The 24018-nt window shown below is 39.9% G+C and carries 19 protein-coding genes; 7 read left to right on the plus strand and 12 right to left on the minus strand.

The window, feature by feature from the left end; all coding sequences use genetic code 11:
- Window positions 1-309: 309 nt before the first annotated feature.
- The 4 genes from KME09_18630 to KME09_18645 form a co-directional block, all read right to left on the minus strand.
- Complete coding sequence (locus KME09_18630) at window positions 310-1008, minus strand: hypothetical protein (protein ID MBW4535956.1); 699 nt, start codon at window positions 1006-1008, stop codon at window positions 310-312.
- Window positions 1009-1043: 35 nt separating this feature from the next.
- Window positions 1044-2129, minus strand: a complete 1086-nt coding sequence (locus KME09_18635) for a TIGR03032 family protein (GenBank protein MBW4535957.1) — start codon at window positions 2127-2129, stop codon at window positions 1044-1046.
- 85 nt (window positions 2130-2214) lie between these two features.
- On the minus strand, window positions 2215-3645 hold the full coding sequence (locus tag KME09_18640) for a hypothetical protein (GenBank protein MBW4535958.1): 1431 nt from the start codon (window positions 3643-3645) through the stop codon (window positions 2215-2217).
- 163 nt (window positions 3646-3808) lie between these two features.
- Window positions 3809-5824 (minus strand): hypothetical protein, encoded by a 2016-nt coding sequence (locus tag KME09_18645; GenBank protein ID MBW4535959.1) that lies wholly within the window; start codon window positions 5822-5824, stop codon window positions 3809-3811.
- Window positions 5825-6256: 432 nt separating this feature from the next.
- Between KME09_18645 and KME09_18650 the strand changes: the two genes are divergently transcribed.
- The 4 genes from KME09_18650 (at window position 6257) to gor (ending at window position 9372) form a co-directional block, all read left to right on the plus strand.
- Complete coding sequence (locus tag KME09_18650; protein MBW4535960.1) at window positions 6257-6784, plus strand: peroxiredoxin; 528 nt, start codon at window positions 6257-6259, stop codon at window positions 6782-6784.
- Window positions 6785-6999: 215 nt separating this feature from the next.
- On the plus strand, window positions 7000-7503 hold the full coding sequence (gene dps, locus KME09_18655; protein ID MBW4535961.1) for a DNA starvation/stationary phase protection protein Dps: 504 nt from the start codon (window positions 7000-7002) through the stop codon (window positions 7501-7503).
- Between the two features lie 113 nt (window positions 7504-7616).
- Entirely contained in the window at window positions 7617-7898 is a 282-nt protein-coding gene (locus KME09_18660; protein MBW4535962.1) for a DUF4090 family protein, read from the plus strand.
- Between the two features lie 115 nt (window positions 7899-8013).
- A complete protein-coding gene (gene gor / locus KME09_18665) occupies window positions 8014-9372 on the plus strand; it encodes a glutathione-disulfide reductase (protein MBW4535963.1) in 1359 nt (452 codons plus the stop codon).
- Between the two features lie 101 nt (window positions 9373-9473).
- Here gor and glmU read toward each other — a convergent pair whose 3' ends face one another.
- The 5 genes from glmU to KME09_18690 all read right to left on the minus strand — a co-directional run bounded on the left by glmU (window position 9474) and on the right by KME09_18690 (window position 17192).
- Window positions 9474-10826: a bifunctional UDP-N-acetylglucosamine diphosphorylase/glucosamine-1-phosphate N-acetyltransferase GlmU gene (gene glmU, locus KME09_18670; GenBank protein MBW4535964.1), complete on the minus strand. Its 1353-nt coding sequence runs from the start codon at window positions 10824-10826 to the stop codon at window positions 9474-9476.
- Window positions 10827-10909: 83 nt separating this feature from the next.
- Entirely contained in the window at window positions 10910-11266 is a 357-nt protein-coding gene (locus tag KME09_18675) for a hypothetical protein (GenBank protein ID MBW4535965.1), read from the minus strand.
- A 116-nt stretch (window positions 11267-11382) separates the two neighbouring features.
- Window positions 11383-12984, minus strand: coding sequence for an FAD-dependent oxidoreductase (locus KME09_18680; GenBank protein MBW4535966.1), 1602 nt, complete (start codon window positions 12982-12984; stop codon window positions 11383-11385).
- A 261-nt stretch (window positions 12985-13245) separates the two neighbouring features.
- A complete protein-coding gene (locus KME09_18685; protein MBW4535967.1) occupies window positions 13246-15360 on the minus strand; it encodes a HAMP domain-containing protein in 2115 nt (704 codons plus the stop codon).
- Between the two features lie 206 nt (window positions 15361-15566).
- On the minus strand, window positions 15567-17192 hold the full coding sequence (locus KME09_18690) for an iron uptake porin (GenBank protein MBW4535968.1): 1626 nt from the start codon (window positions 17190-17192) through the stop codon (window positions 15567-15569).
- Between the two features lie 260 nt (window positions 17193-17452).
- Here KME09_18690 and ccsB point away from each other — a divergent pair, with 260 nt between their 5' ends.
- A complete protein-coding gene (gene ccsB / locus KME09_18695) occupies window positions 17453-18439 on the plus strand; it encodes a c-type cytochrome biogenesis protein CcsB (protein MBW4535969.1) in 987 nt (328 codons plus the stop codon).
- Window positions 18440-18756: 317 nt separating this feature from the next.
- A complete protein-coding gene (locus KME09_18700) occupies window positions 18757-20100 on the plus strand; it encodes an APC family permease (protein MBW4535970.1) in 1344 nt (447 codons plus the stop codon).
- 69 nt (window positions 20101-20169) lie between these two features.
- Here KME09_18700 and KME09_18705 read toward each other — a convergent pair whose 3' ends face one another.
- From KME09_18705 to KME09_18715, 3 genes are all read right to left on the minus strand, one after another.
- Window positions 20170-21387, minus strand: coding sequence for a substrate-binding domain-containing protein (locus tag KME09_18705; GenBank protein MBW4535971.1), 1218 nt, complete (start codon window positions 21385-21387; stop codon window positions 20170-20172).
- Entirely contained in the window at window positions 21374-22399 is a 1026-nt protein-coding gene (locus tag KME09_18710) for an ABC transporter substrate-binding protein (GenBank protein ID MBW4535972.1), read from the minus strand. The genes KME09_18705 and KME09_18710 overlap by 14 nt, the downstream gene beginning before the upstream one ends.
- Before the next feature lie 129 nt (window positions 22400-22528).
- Window positions 22529-23434: a metal ABC transporter permease gene (locus KME09_18715; protein MBW4535973.1), complete on the minus strand. Its 906-nt coding sequence runs from the start codon at window positions 23432-23434 to the stop codon at window positions 22529-22531.
- 196 nt (window positions 23435-23630) lie between these two features.
- On the opposite strand from KME09_18715, the gene KME09_18720 reads away from it, so the two are divergent.
- A partial coding sequence (locus KME09_18720) for a photosystem II q(b) protein (GenBank protein MBW4535974.1) occupies window positions 23631-24018 on the plus strand: 388 nt, incomplete at its 3' end.

The raw sequence follows: 24018 nt of genomic DNA on the forward strand, positions 1-24018 counted from the left end.
AAACTAATAATATAAAAGATTATTATTAACTTCAATTGCGATTACTTTCTTAGTAATTAATCTTTCTCAGCTTCTTAAAGAGGCTTCGATCGCTTTTTTGTGTCAATTTTTCCAATCAATACTGTTTTCTCGACCTATGATTATGAACCATTATGTTTTGATGGGCTAAATATAACACTAAATTATTTGAACGAATTGAGCGAATTATTCGTCAATAGAACTCTTGTTCTTATGCTACTTTTTCAGCAAACCCCAACTATAAAATCATCACCCAGAGAGGGCGAACTGCTGTTCGCCCCTACGAAAATCCTAGACAGATTCAGTTTGACGGATTAAATATTGTTCACGGTTAAATTCTTTTTGTTCTTCAGTTAAAACACCGTAATTATCAATTGGTGAACGCATATCCCATTGAGTCTCGGCAAACATCAATAAGTTGATAGTCATCACTAAACCTGTTGTGAAAAACTGCCAACCTAGGCAAAAAGGTAAAATGGCTATTCCCAAGAGATGAAATAATCCTGACATCATAAAGGCACGCGATCGCAATCCAATTCCCGTACAAAAATAACCCACGGAACTCAAACCAAGCCATAAATGGCATAGGTGCATTAAAACTATTCCTGAACCATAGTAAATACCGAAATTGGTAATCGCTACACCACTGAGCATCAGCACTATCCAGACATACAGCACCCAGCGTAGTCGTTCAACTTTGACCCAGAAATGAGTTAAAACCGTCATGATTGCCGTACCAATTACCGTTAGTACAGACCAAAAAGTAGCCTGTATTACCCAGTCAATCGGCGCAAATTGGGCCGTCAAAAAAATTACTGCGGTGATTAAACCCCAAATAACAAAAACCTGGTCAATTCTGGTGTAAATATTGTTAAATAAAGTCTTATTTCTAATCTGTAATTTTAGTTTTAGTAGTCCTTGACAATCCTGAAAATCTAATGCGTGCTGTTTACGACGGATAATTTGCTCGACAGAGTTAAACAAAGGCATTTAAATTATAAAAAATTTGTAAATTTCAAATCAAATCAATATTTTTTCGCAGCGCTAGCTGGCAACGACCAAATTGGGTTAGCACCATCAGTGACAGCATAAGGGCCAGAAATTATGGTACTTGAAAAAGCTGCCGTTTGCAGATCAAAAATTTCATCTATTCCTGATTTAAATTCCAAACAGCTAATCATTTGCCTCGCCTGTAAATCGACTACCGCGACACCACACTTGAGTTGATCAAAGTGATCGCTAATGGGTAAATTACCAAAAATAGCGGTTTCACGAATCTTAGACAAGCCAATAAAAGCATACTTGCCGACAATTGCCATCCCCCGAGTATACCCAGGCAACACCACGATCGTTTCCTGGTTACCAGAGTTAGGATCTACGGTAATTAGTTCTCCCTTCCCCGAATTAAGCACCCACAAAACACCTTGATACATTCTGGGAGAATGAGGCATTGATAGACCTTCGGTAATTACTTTACTACTAGGTACTTCTAAAACACATCCTGCATGAGCTTTTTGCGATCGCCAACCGCCAGGGGTATCCGTCTTACCTAAGACCGTAACATATTTGGGCATTCCTTTGACCATCGCCATCCCGTTAAGATGACAACGATCTTCAGGAGCGATCGCAGTAACGAAATTTGGTTGCCACTGGGGGAGAAAATTATAGTTGTTACTTAAGGTGCAAAGACAGGAAAATCGCGTATTCACAATCCATAATTCCTGACCTCCCCAAGCTAAATCGTGGATTGAAATATCTCCTGTATACTGTCCACTTTTGGTCAGAAAGCAAGCATCATGGCTACCAGCAGGTTCAATCTGCGCTGCTATGTCAGTGTCGTTTTTGAGAAAATAGACCCAATCCTTTCCCCCGACTGCCATCCGAGACTTATTAACCGCCATACCCATCGCCCGTTCAAAATTATGAAAGGCAATATTTAACGTCTGCTCTTTAACGGTGACAACTCCCAATTTACCCGCTTGATAGGTAGAGAAAAAGAGAGATATCTGAAGGTGTTTAAGAATCTCAGCCAGGTTATTACTGTGTTCGTAACTTACTTCGCGTAAATTTTCCTGAGCCTCAGTATTGATTTTGTTAGCAGGTTGAACCATTAATAAATTATGTCTAATATAAATTAAAGCTCATTAATTATGACTATGAGAAAAGGGGTCGAGATTTCAACCCCTTGCCGATTATTTAAATCATTTCAAAGTCACTAGCACTAGATGTTACTTGTTCGGCATTAATCCCATCAAGAGTAGTTGATACTTCCTCACCACCAAATAAATTCTCTGAACCATCAGAGCAATGAATTAAAATTGGTGTTTCACCTACTGAATCATCAAGGGTCAACTTAAACAGTTCAGTTCCAGTTTCACCGTTATCGGCACTAAAAAACAATTCATTACCAACGACAGTTAATCCACTAGGAGCAGAACCATAGTTATAGCCGTAACTATCTTTCCCTGGATAAATATCTGCTACTAATTGAGTTCCTTCGGTGGTACCATCGGTAACAAAAAGCTCATAGCCATTTTCTCCATCATTCGCTACAAAATATAGATGATCGTTAAATTCCACAAAGTCACGAGGAGAAGAGCTATTGTTGTAGCCTAAGTCATTTTCCCCTGGATAAATATCTGCAAATAATTGAGTCCCTTCGGCGGTGCCATCGCTGACAAATAGCTCATTGCCATTTTCTCCATCATTCGCTGAAAAGTAGAGTTTGCCGTTAAATTCGGTCATATAACTAAGATCATAGCTAATGACATTGCCATTTTCATCGGTTTCTGGGCTGAGATCTGCTACTAACTTAGTACCTTCGGCGGTGCCGTCACTGACAAATAGCCCATTATTAGTTTCAGCAGTATTTGCCGTGAAGTAGAGTTGGTCGTTAAGCTCCACAAAGTTCGTCGGATCAGAGCCATTACTAAAACCGTCGTATTGGTCTTCCCCTGGAAAAAGATCCACGAGTAATCCAGTTCCCTCGGCAGTACCGTCACTGACAAATAACTCTAGACCACTTTCGCCATTATCCGCTCTGAAGTAGAGTTTGTCGTTAAATTCCACTAATTCACTAACAGCAGAGCCATTACTAAAACCGTATTGATTTTCCCCTGGATAAATATCTGCTACTAATTTGGTGCCTTCGGCGGTGCCATCAGTGACAAATAGCTCATCGCCATTAACACCATTATTCGCCCTGAAATAGAGTTTGTCCTGAAATTCCGCCAATTCACTAGGAAAAGAGCTATTGTTGGAGCCGTATTGGTCTTCCCCTGGAAAAAGATCCACGAATAATCCAGTTCCCTCGGCAGTACCGTCACTGACAAATAACTCATTGGCATTTTCGCCATTATTCGCCTTGAAGTAGAGTTTGTCGTTAAATTCCACCAATTGATCAGGAGCAGAACTATAAGGGCCGTCTTGATTGCCTCCTGGATAAAGATCTACGAGTAATTGAGTTCCTTCGGCAGTACCATCAGTGACAAATAGCTCAGAACCATTTTCTTTATCATAAGCACTGAAGTATAGTTTATCGTTAAATTCAACCAAGCTATCGGGAGCAGAGCTGACATCAGGGTTGATATCTTTAACTAATTCGACTTGACCTAAGTTGGTATCCATTTATTTGATTGTTTTTGAAGAGATAGAGTTGATTGTCGGTTTATAGTCATATTTTTCTTTCGTCAGCCAAGAGAGGTTTCGCCAGTAACTTTAAGTATTTTGTCTATTGTTTTTTGCTTGCAATAAAGAAAAGGAGTCGAGATTTCAACCCCTTACAGATTATTTAAATTGTTTTAAAGTCACCAGATGTTAGTTGTTCGGTATTAATCCCATCAAGAGTCACCAGCACTTGTTCACCAACTAGAATAGTCTGACCAGCAAAACTTAAGTCATCAAACTGCAAACCATTAGCTAAACCAAGCTGATCGCCACCTATATTTAAGTTGCCGCCTAAATTAAAGTCAACAATCGTGTCAGATCCAGCATTAGAGCTTAAGACAAAGACATCGTCACCATTACCACCATCAAGGGTGTCATTACCAACCCCAGCATCTAGCAGATCGTTATCACCACCTCCAGTTAGGCGATCGTTGCCATTGCCTGCATTTAAGACATCACTACCGTTGCCACTCAAAAGAACATCATCACCGTTACTGCTATTGAGGGTATCGTTACCATTTCCGCCGATTAGACTATCATTACCTGCACCACCATTCAGGAGATCGTCTCCGTCACCACCATCAACAGTATCATTTCCGCCACGGCTATCAACAGTATCTTGACCACTCAAAGCTTGAATTTGCTCAGAGCGATCGCCTCCCAATAAATTGTCGGAAGCATCGGAACCATTAATTAATGCTGGTGTTTCACCTGTTGAATCATCAAGGGTTAGCTTAAACAGTTCAGTTCCAGTTTCACCGTTATTGGCACTGAAAAATAATTCATCTCCAACGACAGTTAATTCGTAAGGAGCAGAACCATAGCTATAGCCGTATTGACTGGCTCCTGGACGTATATCCGCCACTAATTGAGTTCCTTCAGCGGTACCATCAGTAACAAATAGCTCAGCACCACTTTCACCATCATTCGCTGTGAAATAGATTTTGTCGTCAAATTCTACCATGCTACTCGGATAAGAACTATTGGTAAAACCGTACTTATTTTCCCCTGGATAAAGATCTACGAGTAATTGAGTTCCTTCGGCAGTGCCGTCGCTGACAAATAGCTCATTACCATTTTCACCATCATTCGCTGAGAAGTAGAGTTTATCGTTAAATTCTACAAAGTTACTCGGAAAAGAACCATTGTTGAAACCGTAGTTATTTTCCCCTGGATAAAGATCTACGAGTAATTGAGTTCCCTCGGCAGTACCGTCGCTGACAAACAGCTCATAGCCATTTTTACCATCATCCGCCGTGAAATATAGTTGGTCGTTAAATTCCACCAAGTTACTCGGAAAAGAGCCATAGCTATAGCCATACTTATCTTCCCCTGGATAAAGATCTACGAGTAATTGAGTTCCCTCGGCAGTACCGTCGCTGACAAACAGCTCATAGCCACTTTCACCATCATTCGCCGTGAAATATAGTTGGTCGTTAAATTCCACCAAGTTACTCGGAAAAGAGCCATAGTTATAGCCATAGTTATTTTCCCCTGGAGCAAGATCCACCACTAATTGAGTTCCTTCGGCAGTACCGTCGCTGACAAATAGCTCATTACCACTTTCACCATCATTCGCCGCGAAATAAAGCTTGTCATTGAATTCAATTAAATTGTAGGGATTAGAACCATAAATATAGCCATAATTATCTTCCCCTGGACGAAGATCTGCTACCAATTGAGTTCCCTCAGCAGTACCGTCAGTAACAAATAGCTCTCGACCACTTTCACCATCATTCGCCACGAAATAAAGCTTGTCGTTAAATTCAACTAGATTATTAGGAGCAAAACCATAACTATAGCCGTAGTTGCCTTCCCCTGGGCGAAGATCCGCCACTAATTGAGTTCCTTCAGCAGTACCATCGCTGACAAATAGCTCATTGCCATTTTCACCATTATCAGCAGAGAAATAAAGCTTATCGTTAAATTCAACTAAGCTACTGGGAAAAGAGCTTGCAGGGTAGGGAGAAGACGGGACAGAAATCCTTGTTGATTCGTCTGCTGATGAATCAAGCTCTTCGTTAGATTCAGCCTCATCAGGCCTAAAAAAATCTATGGGACGAACGGGCCCATTATAGCCCTCGAAAACGCCAGGATTGATATCCTTAACTAGTACAACTTCACCTAAATTGGTATCCATTTGTTTGATTGTTTTTTATGAGATAGTGTTGTATCGAGCAATCGGTCATTCGGTCACATCAATCTCTCTAATAGTTAAGAGAGGTTTTCCTAGTAAATAAATATTTTTGGTAGGATCTCCATCTGCTTGTTCGGCAGATCATAGATAAATTTAGACCATCTATTTTAATCCCTAAATTCAGGAAATTATGACAACGCTTAAATGAGTTGAAAACTTATGATGCTACAAGTCTCTTTCTTGCTGAAGATTACTGCAACGGCTATACTTGCCATGTTATTAATTTGTATTATTTTGTTACATATAGGTTACTAAAACCTCAAAAAATATCTTGCTATTTGACAACTTACCTTGACAACTCGTAGTCGTTATGAGTATGATTTATTTAGTGAAATTCCTAATCAAAACACAATAAGTTAAGGAGAAATACGGATCATGAGAGACACAGTACCTAACGTAGTATTCAAAACTAGAGTACGTGATGAGTCGGTTGAAGGGCCTAATCCTTTTCGCTGGCAAGATGTGACTACAGCAGATATTTTTAAAGGCAAAAAAGTCATCGTCTTTTCTCTGCCAGGTGCGTTTACTCCAACCTGTTCTTCAACTCATTTGCCTGAATACGAAAAGCTCTATGACGAATTTAAGTCTTTAGGGATAGACAAAATTGTCTGTATATCTGTTAATGATGCTTTTGTGATGTTCCAATGGGGTAAACAACAGGGAGTCAAGAACGTCTTTTTGTTACCTGATGGGAATGCAGAATTTACGCGCAAGATGGGGATGTTAGTCAACAAAGATAATTTAGGTTTTGGTATGCGATCGTGGCGTTATTCGATGTTGGTTAACGATATGAAGATCGAAAAGATGTTTATCGAAGCAGACTTTGACGATAACTGTTTGACAGATCCGTTTGAAGTATCTGATGCTGGTACGATGCTGGCATATTTGAAAGGGGCAAAGTGAGTCCTAAAGGATTCCCTAACCCTAAAGGGTACCGCTTCGCATAAGGGCGACACGGAGTTAGTACCCTTGCGGTATACACCTTCGGATAAGCTTCGCGTCACAATGAACAACAATTAGTAATTACTCCTCAAGGATAAGCTTCGCAAATAATTACTTAGTTGAAAATCTTGGACTGAATTTTCTACACTTAATCAACACTTAAAGGAAATTAAATTATGGTTTCTACTGTTTCTAAGCAAAAGCTTTATGTAACTCGAATTGATTTACCAGAAGATCTTCGAGCAAAAGTAGTCAGTACTTTAAATCAAACCCTGGCAGCAACACTAGATTTAAAAACTCAAACTAAGCAAGCGCATTGGAATGTTAAAGGAATGGACTTTTATCAGCTGCATTTGCTGTTTGATGAGATGGCAGGTGAACTAGAAGAGTATACCGATCTAGTTGCCGAGCGAGTTACTGCTTTAGCCGGTACAGCAATGGGTACAGCTAGAATTGCTGCTGGGGAGTCTATCTTACCTGAATATGCTTTTGATGCTGTTTCGGGAGCCGAACACGTTGCTGCTTTAGCCGATCGCTATAGCTTATATGCCAAACATCTACGGGAGGCAATTGACACTACCGCTGAGCTGGGGGATGCAGATACAGCGGATCTTTACACAGAAATTTCTCGGGCGATCGATAAGCGCCTTTGGTTCTTAGAAGCTCATTTGGTTGGTTAGTTTCAATCGCTCTAAGCTGGAGTATAGATTAAAGAGTCACAATTAAGACTTTGATTGTGTTTGTACGAATAAAACTGTAGTCTAAGCAATACTGAGTATAGAGAAATAAAATTATGACAGATACCAAAGGTGCAGATTCAGTAGATCGGGCGATCGCTCAAGGTCTTGATTTAGATGGCTCGCCAATTCCAGAGGCTAAATTGTCACTATATAACAAAGTCATGGGGTTTGAAGCAGGAAGGCAAAGGAGTGGTGTAACCAATACAATGCGCTCTAGAATCGTCAGAATTGGTGCAAAACACTTAGCTCAAGCTGAACTCAATCAGATGCTGCTGGATGCGGAATTCCCTCCTTTAAAAGCTAAAGAGATCGCTTTTTATTACGCTGGTAAGTAACCCTAGTAGTCAAAAAGATAAGAGAACATAGAGACAGGGAGCAGTAGGGTAATGCGAACCTGTCTTTTTATTGGAAGTTTAGCTTAAATAAAAAGATATAAGGAGATATAAAATTATGAGCTATGATTTTGACCTATTTGTCATTGGTGCGGGTTCAGGCGGAATTGCTACCGCTAGGCGTGCTGCTCAATATGGCGCCAAAGTAGGGATTGTGGAAAGCGATCGCCTGGGGGGGACTTGTGTTAATCGCGGGTGTGTCCCCAAGAAGCTGATGGTCTATGCCTCTCATTTTCCCTATCAGTTTGAAGAATCGGCGGGTTATGGTTGGACAGTAGGTGAAACCAGTTTCGATTGGCTTAAGATGATTACGGCGGTAAATAATGAAGTCGATCGCCTAAACGGTATTTATCAGAGAATGTTAGATAACTCCGAAGTTAAGCTTTATCGGGGTTATGGTAAGTTTGTTGATGCTCATACGATTGAAATTGGCGAGCAAAAGGTTACTGCGGAAAAGATTTTGATTGCCGTGGGTGGGAAACCCGTAAAACCAGACATTGAAGGAATTGAACACGCCATAACTTCCAGAGAAATTTTCAACGTTCAAGAACAACCAAAACGGATGGTGATTATCGGTGGCGGTTATATTGGCGTAGAGTTTGCCTGTATTTTGAATGCTTTAGGTACTGAAGTTACCGTAGTTATTCGGGGAGATAAAATCTTGCGCGGTTTTGACGAAGATATTCGTGACGAGATTCAAACAGGCATGAAAAATCATGGGATTAAGTTTGTTACTAATTGTGATTGCGATCGCATGGTAATTGAGAAAACTGATAGTGGTTTAAAAATTACTGTTCCTACTCAAGACGGTAAATCAGAAACCATTGTTGCGGATGCTGCAAGTTTGGCAGCTACTGGAAGAAAGCCTGACTTATCAAATCTCGGTTTAGAAAACACTGGAGTAGAGATTGTTAAAGATGCGGTAGCGGTAGATGAATATAATAAAACCGCCGAAGATCATATCTATGCAGTAGGTGACTGTACCGATCGCATTAATCTAACTCCTGTAGCTATCAACGAGGGTAGAGCCTTTGCCGATACTCACTTTGGTGGTCAATCGCGAAAAATGAGCTACGAAAATATTCCTACTGCTGTTTTTACTACTCCTGAAGCAGCCACAGTTGGTTTAACCGAAGCTGAAGCCAAGGAAAAATATGGCGATGCAATTAAGGTTTATCGGAGTAAATTCCGCCCGATGTACTATACTCTGGCGGGGAAAGAAGAGAAAACTTTAATGAAGTTAATTGTAGACACCAATACCGATAAAGTAGTGGGCGCACATATGGTAGGAGACGGCGCAGCAGAAATTATTCAAGGAGTGGCGATCGCTGTTAAGATGGGCGCTACCAAAGCTAATTTTGATGCCACAGTAGGTATACATCCAAGTTCAGCCGAAGAATTTGTCACCATGAGATAGATTGGGAACTTTGGGACTTTGGGACTTGGGGCAATAATTATCTCCCTATCTCCCTATCTCCCTATCTCCCTATCTCCCTATCTCCCTATCTCCCTATCTCCCTACTTCTCTGCCTCATGCCAGTTGGGGATTTCTTTTTGACGCGATCGCGCTACCACTAGAGCATTATCCTGAACGTCCTGAGTCACTACTGAACCTGCTGCTACGGTGACGTTTTCTCCCAAGGTGATGGGGGCAACCAAGACACTATTCGAGCCTGTTTTCGTTCCCTGCTTAATGGTAGTGGGGTGTTTTTGCTTACCGTCATAGTTAGCGGTAATTGTTCCTGCACCAATGTTAACGCGATCGCCTAAAGTAGCATTACCTAAATAAGATAGGTGCGCCATATTGCTATTTGCACCTACGGTAGTATTTTTAAGTTCGACAAAGTTGCCCACTCGACAGCTTTCCCCCAGCTCAACCCCAACCCGCAGATGAGCATAAGGGCCAATTGTGGTATTAGCAGCAACTTCAGAATTACCAATCACCGAGTATAAAACTGTAACGTTAGCGCCAATCTGGCTGTTATCAATTAAGCTACCAGGCCCAATGTGACTTCCTGTTGCTATTCTAGTGCGACCCCGCAAATGGGTTTGTGGTTCTAAAATTACATCTGGCTCAAGTTCAACATGCTCATCAATTGTAATGCTGCTGGGGTCAATCATGGTTACCCCCGCCTTCATCCAGTTATCTTTAATTCTGGTCTGTAAAATATCGTAGGCTGCGGATAACTGCTGGCGATCGTTAATACCATTAGTTTCGCGATAATCTTCTGCATCAAAAGCCATTACAGGGTCAAGATAATCAACAACTTCCGTTAAGTAATATTCTTGCTGATCGTTATTGGTCGATAGTTCAGGGAGAGATTTCGCTAGCTTCTGCCAATTAAAGCAATAGATCCCTGCATTAACCCGACGATTTTGCTGTTGCGCAATATTACAATCACGGTCTTCAATAATATGACTAACTAAATTATCACTATTACAAAAAACCCGTCCATATCCTTGAGGGTTAGGTAGATTAGCCGTTAATAACGTTGCCGCATTTTGCCTACTTTGATGAGCTTCCACTAGCTTTTGTAGAGTTTCTGGACGCAGTAAGGGAGCATCACCATTTAAAACCAATAAATCTCCCTGATATCCTGCCAAAGCAGACATGACCTGCTGTACCGCATGACCCGTGCCTAATTGTTGGGTTTGTTCCACGAATTCTACAGCTTGACGATGACTCAACGCTTGCTTAACTCGATCTCCTTGGTAGCCAACGATCACAATCTGGCGATCGAGATCGAGTAGACTACAACTATCAAGTACTCTTTCAACTAGCGATCGCCCCGCTAATGTATGCAACACTTTGGGTAAATCGGACTTCATGCGAGTGCCGCGTCCTGCTGCTAAGATTGCTACCGCTACCATGCTTTTTCGAGGTTAATTATTTGAATAAATTACTGATTAAATCCGATTGGAGTATAGCTTTTATGGGTGCGCTTATGCAAAGTTCAACTCAGACGATAATTCTTTAAATTATCAATCGGACTGGTAAATAGCGCTGTATTTGTCTCTACTTGGGGAACTATTAAGCACATGACAATTAAACTTAGCAGCACAAGTGTACCTTTAATTCCGCCTTTGACACGCCAGTTAAATTTAAAGTTGCTGCTCAACTGAACTATTAAGCAAAATACTAGGGCGATCGCCATATAGAACGATGGCATAATTAATGTGCCGAAAGCTGTAGTTAAGCAAACAGCGCCGAGAAACCAGTGGCGAGGAGAAATCATTAATAATAAATTACGGAGAGAACTAGACAGTAGGATTGTCTGCTTTACTATACTTCTGGGATTTCCCAACGACATCAGAATATATCCTTAGATAACTTGTTCACCCTGTTTTTAACATATAAAACGCAAAAAAAGCGCCTTTAAAAGTTGATCTAGCAAATCTAATTACAGCAGTTTTCAATTGAGTAGACTTATTTTCTAACACTGATTTTAGCGGTAATAACTTGTGCTGCCAGCCTGCCAGTTTGAGCGCCACCGTTCATATAGCCATAAAATTCATCACTAAAATGTTCTCCTGCAAAAATAAGATTACCAAAAGCAACGTTTTGACGTTCTTGGGGAACTTCTGATTCAATATAACGAAACTCACTATATTCAGTATATTGTCCAGGTTGAAAATTAGTATAACCTCCTTTGATTAAAGGATCTTGACTCCAGTTAGTCCGAAAAAACTTACCTGTTGCAGTAGATTTTGCTTGGGGAATAATTTGTTCAAAATGTTCGAGAAAATCCTGTTTCAGAGTGGATAAAGATTTTGCCTGAATTGCGTCTACCTCATTACCCCCAAGGAAAAAAGTCAATGCAGCATTTTGTCGATCTGATTGACGTTGAGTTTCATCCCAAGCTTGGCAAAAACCAAGATCAGACCAAACAGTTTCCGTAAATCCCTGTTTTTGTAGCCAAACTCGATTTTTAAAACCAGCAATTACTTTGTCGTTTTGACCTAGGTTTACTTCTTGAATAAATTTTTTGAATTTAGGTTCTAGTTCAACTTGGAAATCTAGATGACGCAGCATCGAAATAGGTATAGCAATAATTACATAATCTGCATCAATAACTGAGCGATCTTTAAAAAGTAAGCGATAACCATCACCATCTGGCATAATTTTTTCTAAGCGCTTGCTAGTTTTAATGCGATCGGCAAATACTGCTGCCAGAGATTCGATGATCTTACCACTACCACCTTGAACTACATAGGCTTCATCGCTGCTACCAACAACTGTCACTTCATTGTCCTCAACAGTAGTAAGAATGAAAAGTAGCTGCAAACTTGAAGATGATTCGGGTTCAGCACCATATTCAGCTCGTAGCGCACTTTCTAGTAAAGCTTGAACAAAAGGTTCGGTGATTTTATCCGCGTGCTGTGCTAAATATTGAGCTACGGAAAGACGATCGAAAATAGGGGCATATTTTTCATAATCTTGCTCCAACAAACCAGCATCATTAACAATTTGTCGGGCAAGAGGACGCAATTTCTCAGCTACTTCTGCTTCTGGGTACAATTTACCATCAAAGAAATATCCTTCTGCGGGAAAAAGTGAATTTTCCGTAGCTTCAGCGCGGTTAAACAAGGTCAAGTTAAATTCTTTGACTAATGCCAACATGTCTGCATGATTGCTGTTGATAAATGAACCACCTAAATCTGTTACTAAGGACGCTCCTACTAATCCCGTAAAAGAACGGATGCGTCCACCAACACGGGATTTAGCTTCATAGACAGTAGCCTCTAACCCTGCTTTGTGTAACTGATAAGCAGCATTTAAACCTGCTATGCCACCGCCAATAATAGCGATTTCTGGTGGAATTGCTCGGCTTTCGGCTGCTTTGATTAAAGGAAGTGCAGTTGTAGCGATCGCAGCACTGCCAGCTAAAGCACCCATTTTTAAAAACTTTCTGCGTTTATACTGAGATGTTCGAGAAGCTTCTACAGTATTAAGATTTTGATTAATATTTTGACAATGAGCTTTGTGTAAAGTGCGTTTAAATTTCTGGAATGAAATCGTATGTGCCATTTCAAATGAATTATGCTGATGATCCAAGCAATAATAAACGAATATGTAGAATATCGTCTACTCCCAAAATTCTGCGTTATGACAACACAACTAGCTCGATTAAGCTTCAATTGTCTAATCATTCACAGCTAAGTAGGTAGGCAAAATAATTAATCAAACCCCTACCCTTAGAGATACTCGTTACTCGTTACTCGTTACTCGTTACTCGTTACTTGTTACTCCCTAACCTCATTTCCAATTTAATTACACCCACCTACTTAGTTATGTTATGACCAAAAAAGTAGCATCGAAATAAAAGGTAGAACCTTCATTAAGTTTACTTTTTACTTGAAGCTTGCTATTCATGAGCTGAATTATTTGTTTGCTAATAGCTAAACCTAAACCAATACCCCTTTGATATTTTGCTCTGTCTCCAACTTGTTCAAAAGGCTGGAAAATTTTTTCCAGCTCATCTCTAGCAATTCCTACACCAGTATCTTTGATTTCAAATCTAATAGTCTGTTTTGCCAGACAATTAGTCTCAGCGGGAGAGTAGGCGATCGCAATGGCTTTTAAAATTACTTGACCGCGATCGGTGAACTTGAGGGAATTATCTAATAAACTAATCAATACTTGTCGCAATCGTTTTTCATCAGCCCAAAAATAAGTAGGTAAATCCCCTAAAGACTGATATTCAAGGTTGATATTTTTTTCTAAGGCTCTGATTTTAACTATATCAATAATGCCATTCATAAATTTAGCAAAGTCTAGCTCTTGAGGGCTAAGTTCTATTTGATGGGCTTTGATTTGGGTAAAATCTAAAATATCGCCGATGAGAGAAGAGACATGATTGCTACTCTGTTCAATAATTTTTAAGTTATGAAGTTGGTCATATTTAATTTTTTTCCAATCAGAATTATTAATTTCACCTAAGTTAAGTTCACTAATGCTACGTTGCGAAATTTGAGCATAACCTAAAATTCCTTTGAGGGGAGTACGCAATTCGTGGCTAATATTAGCTAAAAACCGATCTTTGGTGTGATTGGCTATTTCTGCTGCTTCTTTTGCCGCTTTTAACTCAATAGTTCTCTCTTGTACTCTATTCTCCAATTCTTCATTGATATTTTCTAGAAAATCGAATTGGCTTTTGAGCTGTTGTGCCATTTGATTAAAAGCTGTAGACAGGACAACTATTTCTTTTGCCCCACTGATGCCCACCTGTCGTTCTAATTGCCCATGGGATAACGCTTGAGAAGCTTCGCTCAAAAGATAAATTGGTCGGGTAATCCAACGGGAAGTATACCAACCTAATACTACGGCAACACCCAAAGCCCCCAAACACAAGAAAATTGTTTTTTGAGTGTTGGCATTAATTTGGGCTGTAAAATCTGATTCTGGCACTGTGACGGCAATTAACCAATCTAAACCTAATTCATCCTGCCAAGGGGTTACTTGAACAAACTGGCGATCGCCATCAAGAAAAAATTCAGTTTGCCTGGCTTTTTTGATCTTGTCAAGCGACTGGTATTCTTGCAACAAGTGTTGGGTAGTCGCTCTGACTACAGGATCGGAGCTGTTAGCGGTTTGAATCCTTTGCGGTTTTCCCTTAACCATCTGATATGGCAAGTCTGTTCCCGAACCAGCCACGAGAGAACCGTCTCGTTCAATGATGTATATTTTAGCTGAAGGGCTGATTTGAATTTGGTTAAGAAAATCGCCGATCTGAGAAAGAATTAGATCTACGCCAATCACGCCAATAAATTTTTCTTCGCTATTGAAAACTGGATAACTAGAAGAAATTGAGAGTATTTCTGGTTTATCTTGCCATTGATAAATTTCACTCCAAACTGGACGAAGAGTTCTAGCTGCATCGGCATACCAACCTTCTTCGCGAGTATCACCACTTTCAGGATCGTATTCTGAAGTGGTACGATTACCTTGGGAGTCTGTTTCGTAGCTGGTTAAAGCAACTATATTCGGTTTAAGAATTTCATGAATGACAAAAGTATTATTTTCGAGTCTTTCTACGCCGATAAATTCTCCAGCTATACTAGCGTAATTGATATAACCAACATCAAACTGTTGCATCTGTTCCCAAAAATAATGACCAATTATCTCAAAATTGTTTAGATCGAGAATACCTAATCTAACGGCTTGGAGATTAATTTGATTAAGTTTATGGGGAACGGATAAATAAGAATCCAAGTGGCGATCGATATTATTGGTTGCATCTGAGCGCATTTGACTGGCTATATCATTGACCGCTTTTTGCCCGTTACGTAGAGATAAATATCCAGTTAATCCTACGAGAGCAAAAATTTGTATGACAAATGGAATAATTAAGATTAAGCGCAATGGTAGTTTAAGGCTATTTTTCTCTAAAGAAGTATGGTTCATAGAGCTATTGGTCTCAAAGGCTTAATAAATAAGGGAAGTAAGGATCTTAAAAGAGATTAAATTTTTTTTTAACTCTTACTAAATAAATGTAGTAACTGGTAATAATCCTTTTCTAGTCTATTAGTACTGCTTTGAAAGGAGCGAAAAGAGCGAGAACGAGATTATTAGGTTAACTAATATTGTTATTGTACGTAAAATAATCATTATTAGAAGCTAAAAATTGTCCGTAAAGTTCCGACATAAATAGTGTCGTTATTTGAATCACCGTTAGAATTAAATAAAGCATAACCACCAGGTGTCAACTGAATGTTATCGTTTAAGTTGTATTGATACTCTACATTTAAAAGATAGGGTGTATCCTCGTCTTCTTCTAAAGCGTCCCCACTCGAATCAATTAAACTTGACGGCTGACCAAAACTGACAACAAAAGTCGAGCCTTCTTTAAGTAGATCGCTATAGGTTGCGTAACCACTCCAAGTTAAGATGTCAGCATCAGCATTATCATCAATTGTCCCAGCGGTAGCATAACCAAAATATCCCCCCACCGCTAGCTTTTCTAAAACTTGAAACCTACTAGCCAAGCCATAATTATCAGTAGAGTTGGCTCTATCTTCAAAAGGATCTGTCGCTGCATCAGTACCGACAAAGCCAGCCAAATCATATTCACTTCCTGCCCCTTGATAAGCCCTAAGATAGGCTAGGGCGATATTTAAACGTTCTTCTAAAAAAGAAAGATTCAAATTAGCTCCAGCAGCATAATTACCGTTAAATAGTCCATTGCCAGGCTCGGAATCGGCGGGATTAGTCGCCCAGTAGCCAACATCTAAATTTACCGATTCTAAAATCTCGATATTTAAACCTAAAGCTGCCCCCTCCTGATTACCATTATCGTAAATTAGGTTATTGTAGGCGCTAAAAAGACTAAGAGAGTCATAAGTTGCGCCCATAGTTGGGTAAACATCAAAAATATCATCGATTAGAACACCATTAGTACCTACTACAGCCGATATTTTCTCGGTAATGGGAAAAGTGTAAGAAAAGAGATCTATTTCAACATTATTACTACTGTCTCCTTCAAAGTTGAGCGCTAAGGAATTAGTACCGCCAGAATCAACAGGACTAGTAATATTTGACGCCTCTAAACGAACAATTAAAAGATCTTCTCCTGTAAAGCTAGTATTAAAATTAAGGCGAACCCGACTGCTGAAGGTTAGTTCGTTATCAATATCGCTACCGTCTGGTTTTTGGTCACCAAAAGTTCCTAGTACGTAATTAATAATCTCTGTATCTAGTTTAGTAGTAGTGGAAAAAGAATTATCTTCCAAAATAGCAGTGCGACTTTCAAGTTCATCGACTCTCCCTCTTAAGCTAGCTAATTCTACGGCAAATTCTTGACTCAATCGCTCTACGGTAGCAAGATCATCTGCTGATACTGATTCTGAGCTAGCAATTAAACGTTCGATCTGATTTAAGCAACTATTTAATCCTGCTGCAAATTCATAGCGACTTAAAGATTGACTACCACGATAAGTCTGATTAGGAAAACCAGCTATACAGCCATAGCGCTCAACTAAGCTTCTGAAAGCTTCGTAAGCCCAATCTGTAGCAGAAACATCCCTAAATTGCTTGACGGGAGGAAACGCCGAACTTGTTTCGGCATGTTCCATATCCGAAGGTGTATCCTTTAGGACTCCCGTCGTGACGTTGGTAACCTGCCCTAAATCATCTTGATAGTTATTTATTGGTGTTGCGCTGGCATAACTACAAGAAAATAATAAGAAACTGAAAATTGCTGTTCCCTGAGAAAACAACTTAATTGAGCGATTAGACATTATTTCTTGTACCTAATAGACATTTTCCATCAATCATAATTAAAGTAGAGTAACAGTAATAGTCTTCTATGCGATCGCTTCTACTGCTAGACTACATAAATTGTCATCTTCATATGTGCGTTGCTGGATCAAGATTGCACAACACCAGGCAAAAATTGTCGCTTAGATTACCGATTTGTTTTTACAATGAAGTAATAGAGAAAAATATAAAAATATACCGATCGCATCTTGACCATTTTAAGCAAAACTCTCAAAAAACTATGGATTTAATTGCACTCGAAAGCTTTTTGGACAATACTTCTTTTGCGGTGTTGCTAGTTACCATGCTGATCTATTGGGGGGGTGCTGCTTTTCCCAATTTGCCCTTTCTGGCTACCTTGGGTACAACAGGAATGGCGATCGCTAATTTATGTATGGCTACTCTGTTGGGATCTCGCTGGATTGAAGCGGGTTATTTTCCCTTGAGCAACCTGTATGAATCTTTATTCTTTTTAGCTTGGGGCGTTACCACAATTCACTTTGTGGCAGAAAGAATGAGCCGTAGTCGTTTGGTGGGTGTCGTAACAAGCCCTGTAGCGATGTGTATTACCGCTTTTGCAGCCCTCAGTTTACCTGTAGAAATGCAGGCATCAGCACCCTTAGTTCCTGCTTTAAAATCTAATTGGTTAATGATGCACGTTAGCGTAATGATGTTAAGTTATTCGACGTTGATGGTAGGAAGTGCGATCGCCATTGGCTTTTTAATTGTTACCCGTGGTCAGAAAGTAGAGTTGAAAGGAAGTTCGGTAGGGACTGGTAGTTTTCGCGATCGCGTTAAGCAAAAAACCACTAAAAGTCCTGCTGCGGATAATGTCTATGCCAGCACTGGCAATACGGCAGTAATCGATTTACCCCAAACAGAAACCGTTACTCTTTCGCCTGAGCGTTTGAGTCTGGCAGATACTCTAGATAATATTAGCTATCGCGTAATTGGTCTGGGTTTTCCTCTCTTAACTATTGGCATTATTGCGGGAGGAGTTTGGGCAAACGAAGCTTGGGGTTCATACTGGAGTTGGGATCCCAAAGAAACCTGGGCATTTATCACCTGGCTAGTATTTGCAGCCTATCTTCATGCTCGCATTACACGCGGTTGGCAGGGTAGAAAACCAGCGATCTTAGCAGCAGTAGGCTTTGTAGTAGTCTGGGTTTGCTATTTAGGAGTTAATTTACTGGGGCAGGGTTTACATTCCTACGGTTGGTTTTTATGAGCCACAAGAACAGTTTAAAAGCTTTTAACTTTTGATCGATTTACTTCTTTAATTGTGATCTTGTCCTTACAAATCTTCATCTAAGTGATATCAAATGCTACAGAATTTAAAATTGTTGTGAATTAAAAAGGTTATATAAAGAAATATTTTATTGGGCTATTTCATTTTAATTGATTAGTCCAAGACATTCTTTGATGCTATTACTTGTCAATAAAGATAGCAAAGAGTTATGGGCTGTAAATATTTTTTTATATCTATCAAATTTACAGGTTGTTGGATTGTGATTTTAGTTTCCATTCTGATGAATTAGAAGTTATATGAAAACCCATGATGTAGATGTGGATGTAGATGTAAATTCAGCTGAAGCAGATTCTCTCAAACGAGTATTTGGCTTACCAACCCTAGTGATTTATGGAGTTGGCGATATTCTAGGTGCGGGAATTTATGCAGTAATCGGCAAAATAGCTGGACTTTCTGGCACTTTGGTTTGGGCTTCTTTCTTAACCGCTATGGTTGTTGCAGCATTAACGGCTTTAAGTTATGCCGAGCTTGGCAGTCGATTTCCCCAAAGTGGTGGGGTTGCTTGCTTTGTCCATAGGGCATTTCGCACTGACTGGCTCTCAGTTTTAGTCGGCTGGTTAATGTTTTGTACTTGCCTAGTGTCGATGGCGACGCTCTCGAAAGCATTTGCTGGCTATCTCAATGCTTTTGCACCAGCTATTCCAGCTTGGCTGATTGTCTTAGCACTCTTTTTCGCGCTGGCATTTATCAATTTTAGAGGCATGAAGGAGTCCTCGGCGCTAAATATTTTTTGCACCTTTGTCGAGGTGACAGGTCTGTTGATTGTGATTGTGGTGGCATTTTTCTTTCTCAGTGGTGGTAGCACAGCTAATCCTGTTGCCGTACCCGATCGACAAGCAATAGGTTTGGTGGCAGTCATTCAGGGAGCAGCACTCGCTTTCTATGCCTTCATTGGCTTTGAGGATATTGTCAATGTTGCGGAGGAAGTCAAAAATCCTGAACGCAATGTACCAAGAGCAATCTTATTGGCACTAGCGATCGCTGGTGTAGTTTATATACTTGTCTCCTGGCTGGCACTTCAGGTACTCAATCCCATAGAAATTAGTGCTTCAGAAGCTCCGTTACTAGATGTAGTGCGTCGAGCGCAGCCCAATTTTCCTCAGATCGTTTTTACAATTATTGCTCTGTTTGCCGTACTTAATACGACACTGCTAAACTTTGTCACAGCCTCGCGACTACTGTTTGGTATGTCTCGTGAAGGTCTACTACCAGCTTGGTTAGGACGATTACATCACCGTAGAGCTACGCCCTATCGTACGCTGCTGGTTATTTTACCAATTGCCATTTTTCTCTCGCTTTCTGGGACACTAGAATTTTTAGCAGGAACAACAGCCACCTTGATTTTGGCAATGTTTTGTCTGGTTAACCTTTCACTGCTGCTGATCAAACGTCGAGAACCTGTAACTAACGGTTTTAAAGTTCCCTATATTATTCCAGCGATCGCACTATTGTTCAATATAATTTTGGTTGCCTTCGCTTCTCTATCAAGTCACATTTTGGCACTGGTATTTACAGCAATTGGAGTAGTCTTAATTTTTCTGCAAAGGGCGATGAAAAGAAGGCATTTGTCAAACACTTGAGATGTTGAGCTAAATCAATTTAATCAATCTGGCGTTGCTGAAAAGTAATGATAAATATTTCATCAACGCTTATAATTTCCTGTTGTAAAGGGGAACGAATCCCGAAGCTTCAACTATTTCCTGACCTTGATTTGATAACAGCATTTGGGCATAAGCCTCGCCTGCAATCTGATCGGGAGTTCCATCCTGGCGAATTACTACAAATAAACGACGAGTTAAGGGATAAGCACCATTTTCAAATAACTTTAAATTTGGTTGTTTTTTAATCATAGGTGCAATGTAGTTAGCTGAATCTTCTGCTGCTAAACGAAACACCTTAATTCCTTGCTGATTTTGAATTAAAGAGGTTGAGGCAAGAGAAATAGTACCTGGTATGGCAATGACCTTGCGTACTGCCAAAGTATAGTTGGCTGCATATTGAGTCTTTTTTGACACATTTTTTAGATTGTGAAGCGCTAAAATTTCGAGATTTTCTGGAGTGAGAAGTATGGGAGTAATCGGTAAATTGACTCCTCCCACTTGCTGCCAATTGGTAATCTTGCCCGTAAAAATATCTTGAACTTGATCCAGAGTTAAATTATTGACTGCCAGGTTATTATTACCAAAAATGGCAATACCATCGATCGCAATCGGTATTTGCAATAGTTCAATATTGCGCAACTTTGCTTGAACGTATTCTCGATCGGTGAGAGGGCGACCATTAAAGGCAAAGCTCAGTTCTCCATCTAGCAGCATTTTAATGCCATGGGCATAAGTCGGATCTTGGTTAGTTGGCTTGGTATATCTTAGGTTAAACTCAGGATAATCTTGGGCGATCGTATCATTCATTCCATGAGCCACTAAAGAAGCAAAATAAAGCGCGCCACCATAGTTAAATAAACCAGAAGGGACATTCCGTACCTGACTTATAGAATCATACAAAGCAATTTTGTTTTCCCCATTGGCAGATATATATTTTGGTCGTCGCTCAAGAAAATAGTTGAACCATAAAGCGATCGCCAAACCTAAAGCCAACAAGCCACTAATTACACTTGGCGATCGCAGTTCTTGCCAAAGATGATCTGGTGATTTTTTCTGTACGACTTGTTCCTCTAAGACTTTGAGAGGTGGGACAATGGGAATAGATTTTTTAGGTTGATATTGCTTAAATTGATCTTCAATCGCATTTAGGGGATGAAAACAAATTTCACAGTAAAGGGCAGGTGGATGATTGTTAAAGCTACATTGAGGACAAATATTATTATTTTTAGCGATAGAATTTTTTTTATTTTGATTACTGAAGTGCATAAGATTTTATAAAACTTTGATTAAACATTCTAGATAAATCGGGATTTTTATCGATAGATTTAAGATCATTTTTTAAATAGTCAGTAATTTTATGAGCAGCATAATACATTGACTTCATATTATTTCCCTGACTAAATGCTTCTATATTTTCGGCAACTGTAAAAATTTTTGTTCCTGCCTTAAATAGCTGTAATTCTTGATAACTGACTCCTGCCCGCTTTGCCATAATTTGGTCGACTTTAGCGGGTTGATTAGACATAAAGTCTAAAATATCAAACCAAGTATTAATTAAGGCTTGAACCTGCTCTGAACGCTGCTCAATTAGCTCTTCTGTAACTACCAAAAGATCGGGGATAGCACCAGGAAAAGCCTTGGAAGAAATTATTTCTGTCGCCCCTGCTTTTTTCAACGCAGTTAACCAAAAAGGAGGAAATGCTCCTACCGCATCTGCTTGACCAGCAACAAAAGCTGCTACGGCTGCACCCGTCTCGAGATCGATTATTTTTACTTCGTTGCGGGCTAAACCCTCCTGTTCCAAAGCAAGAGTCAGTAAAAAGTCATCAACTACCCCCGCTTCGACGGCAACCTGCTTACCTTTTAAATCTTTAACACTTTTAATTTCCTGACTGGCAATTATTTTGTCATTACCAGCAGAATTATCATTGACTAAAACAATAACCTCTCCCTTTACAGCATCTTCAATAAAGCTAATCGTATCGTTAAGAGTTTGACAGTTGGCATCAATATGCCCCGCTGCTAAATCTTCAATCGATTGAGTATAGTTGTCATACCATCGAAGTTTGACATTTACTCCATGTTTGAGAAACAAGCCTTCTGATTCAGCGATCGCCCAAGGCCACCAACCAGCCCAGTTACTGTAGCCCATTACAATCGGACGTTCTAAAGTTTGAGCAGAATAGCTTAAAGAGATCCAAGGCAGTTTGTGCCAGTTAGTCGTAATCGCTAAGCTTACTAGCAGTAAAATAGCCAATAACCAGATCTTCTTCGCCATTTACATTCCTAAGTCAATCGTCATTAGGCTACTCCCTACTAAGTCGGTTAATAGCTTTTATTAACTGTTTATGATTAAAAATTATAAAGGGAAACAGCTAGATTTAAGACCGTATATCTTGAGCTTTATTTAATCTTTTAATTTGCGATCGCTAAGTAAACTTTTTATTTCTTTGATTAGAGTAGACTGACCCAAGCTACTACTGGGATTGGTTAGTAACCCCTGACTAGGACTAAATAATAAAGCTAAAACAAAAATACCTGATGTCACCAAAACGATCGCTGGGCCAGAAGGCAAATTAAAGTAGTAGCTGAGATACATTCCCGTAATGCTAGATGTCACGCCGATGAGAGTTCCTAGCAACATCACCAAATGCAGACGATTTACCAATAGATAGGCACTGGCGGCAGGAGTAATTAATAATGACAAGACTAAAACGACACCCACTGCTTTAAGACTAGCAACTATAGTTAAGCCGATTAAAACCATTAAACCCAAATCTAATAAACCCACAGGTAAACCGACAGCTTGAGCGCCTAGTTTATCGAAAGTATAAAATAGTAGCTCTTTGTAGAGTAAGCTCACTACCGTCAAAACAATTCCCGCAATAATTAGAGTATCCCGAACTTCATTACCATTGACCGCCAAAATATTACCAAATAAAAAGTGATTCAAATCAATCTTGTTATCTTTCTGCACTACTGTAATTAACGTTACTCCCAAAGCAAAAAATGCCGAAAAGACAATTCCCATCGCCGTATCTTCTTTAATATTCGATCTTGTGCTGATTAAATTAATTAAAAGCGTGCTAATAATTCCCGCAATGAACGCTCCTAAAAAGATATTTGCACCGACTATATAAGCGATCGCCAATCCAGGCAAGACCGAATGACTAATGGCATCCCCCAGCAAGGCCAATCTCTGCACCATCAAATAACTCCCGACCACCGCACAAATTACACCGACGGTAATCGCAACAATTAGCGATCGCTGCATAAAAGCATACTGCAATGGTTCGAGTATTGTGTCTAACATTAGATTAATGGTAGTGATTTTCAATGTTTTTACTACTTTAGATATAGATCGTCAAGATTTTTGTTACATAACTTGACAAAGTTTTTAAGATTAGTTATGGTGTGTACATGGATAAAGAAACACATCATTCTCATAAAGTTTCCAGTCCTGTTCTAAATCTAGAACACTCATATATAAACAACGCAATCATAAACAAATGACAACTACACTACAACAAAGCCAATCCCAGAATAGCTGGGAACGCTTCTGTCAGTGGGTAACAAGCACCAACAACCGTATCTATGTCGGTTGGTTCGGCGTCTTGATGATCCCCACCCTCCTAGCAGCAACAACTTGTTTCCTCATCGCTTTCGTCGCAGCACCTCCTGTAGACATCGATGGAATCCGTGAGCCTGTAGCAGGTTCATTGATCTACGGCAACAACATCATCTCTGGAGCAGTAGTACCAAGCTCGAACGCAATCGGTCTACACTTCTACCCAATTTGGGAAGCAGCATCCTTAGACGAGTGGTTATACAACGGTGGCCCTTACCAGTTGATTATTTTCCACTTCTTGATCGGTGTATTCTCATACCTCGGTCGTC

It is taken from the genome of Pleurocapsa minor HA4230-MV1, from assembly GCA_019359095.1.
Taxonomy (GTDB): Bacteria; Cyanobacteriota; Cyanobacteriia; order Cyanobacteriales; family Xenococcaceae; genus Waterburya; species Waterburya minor.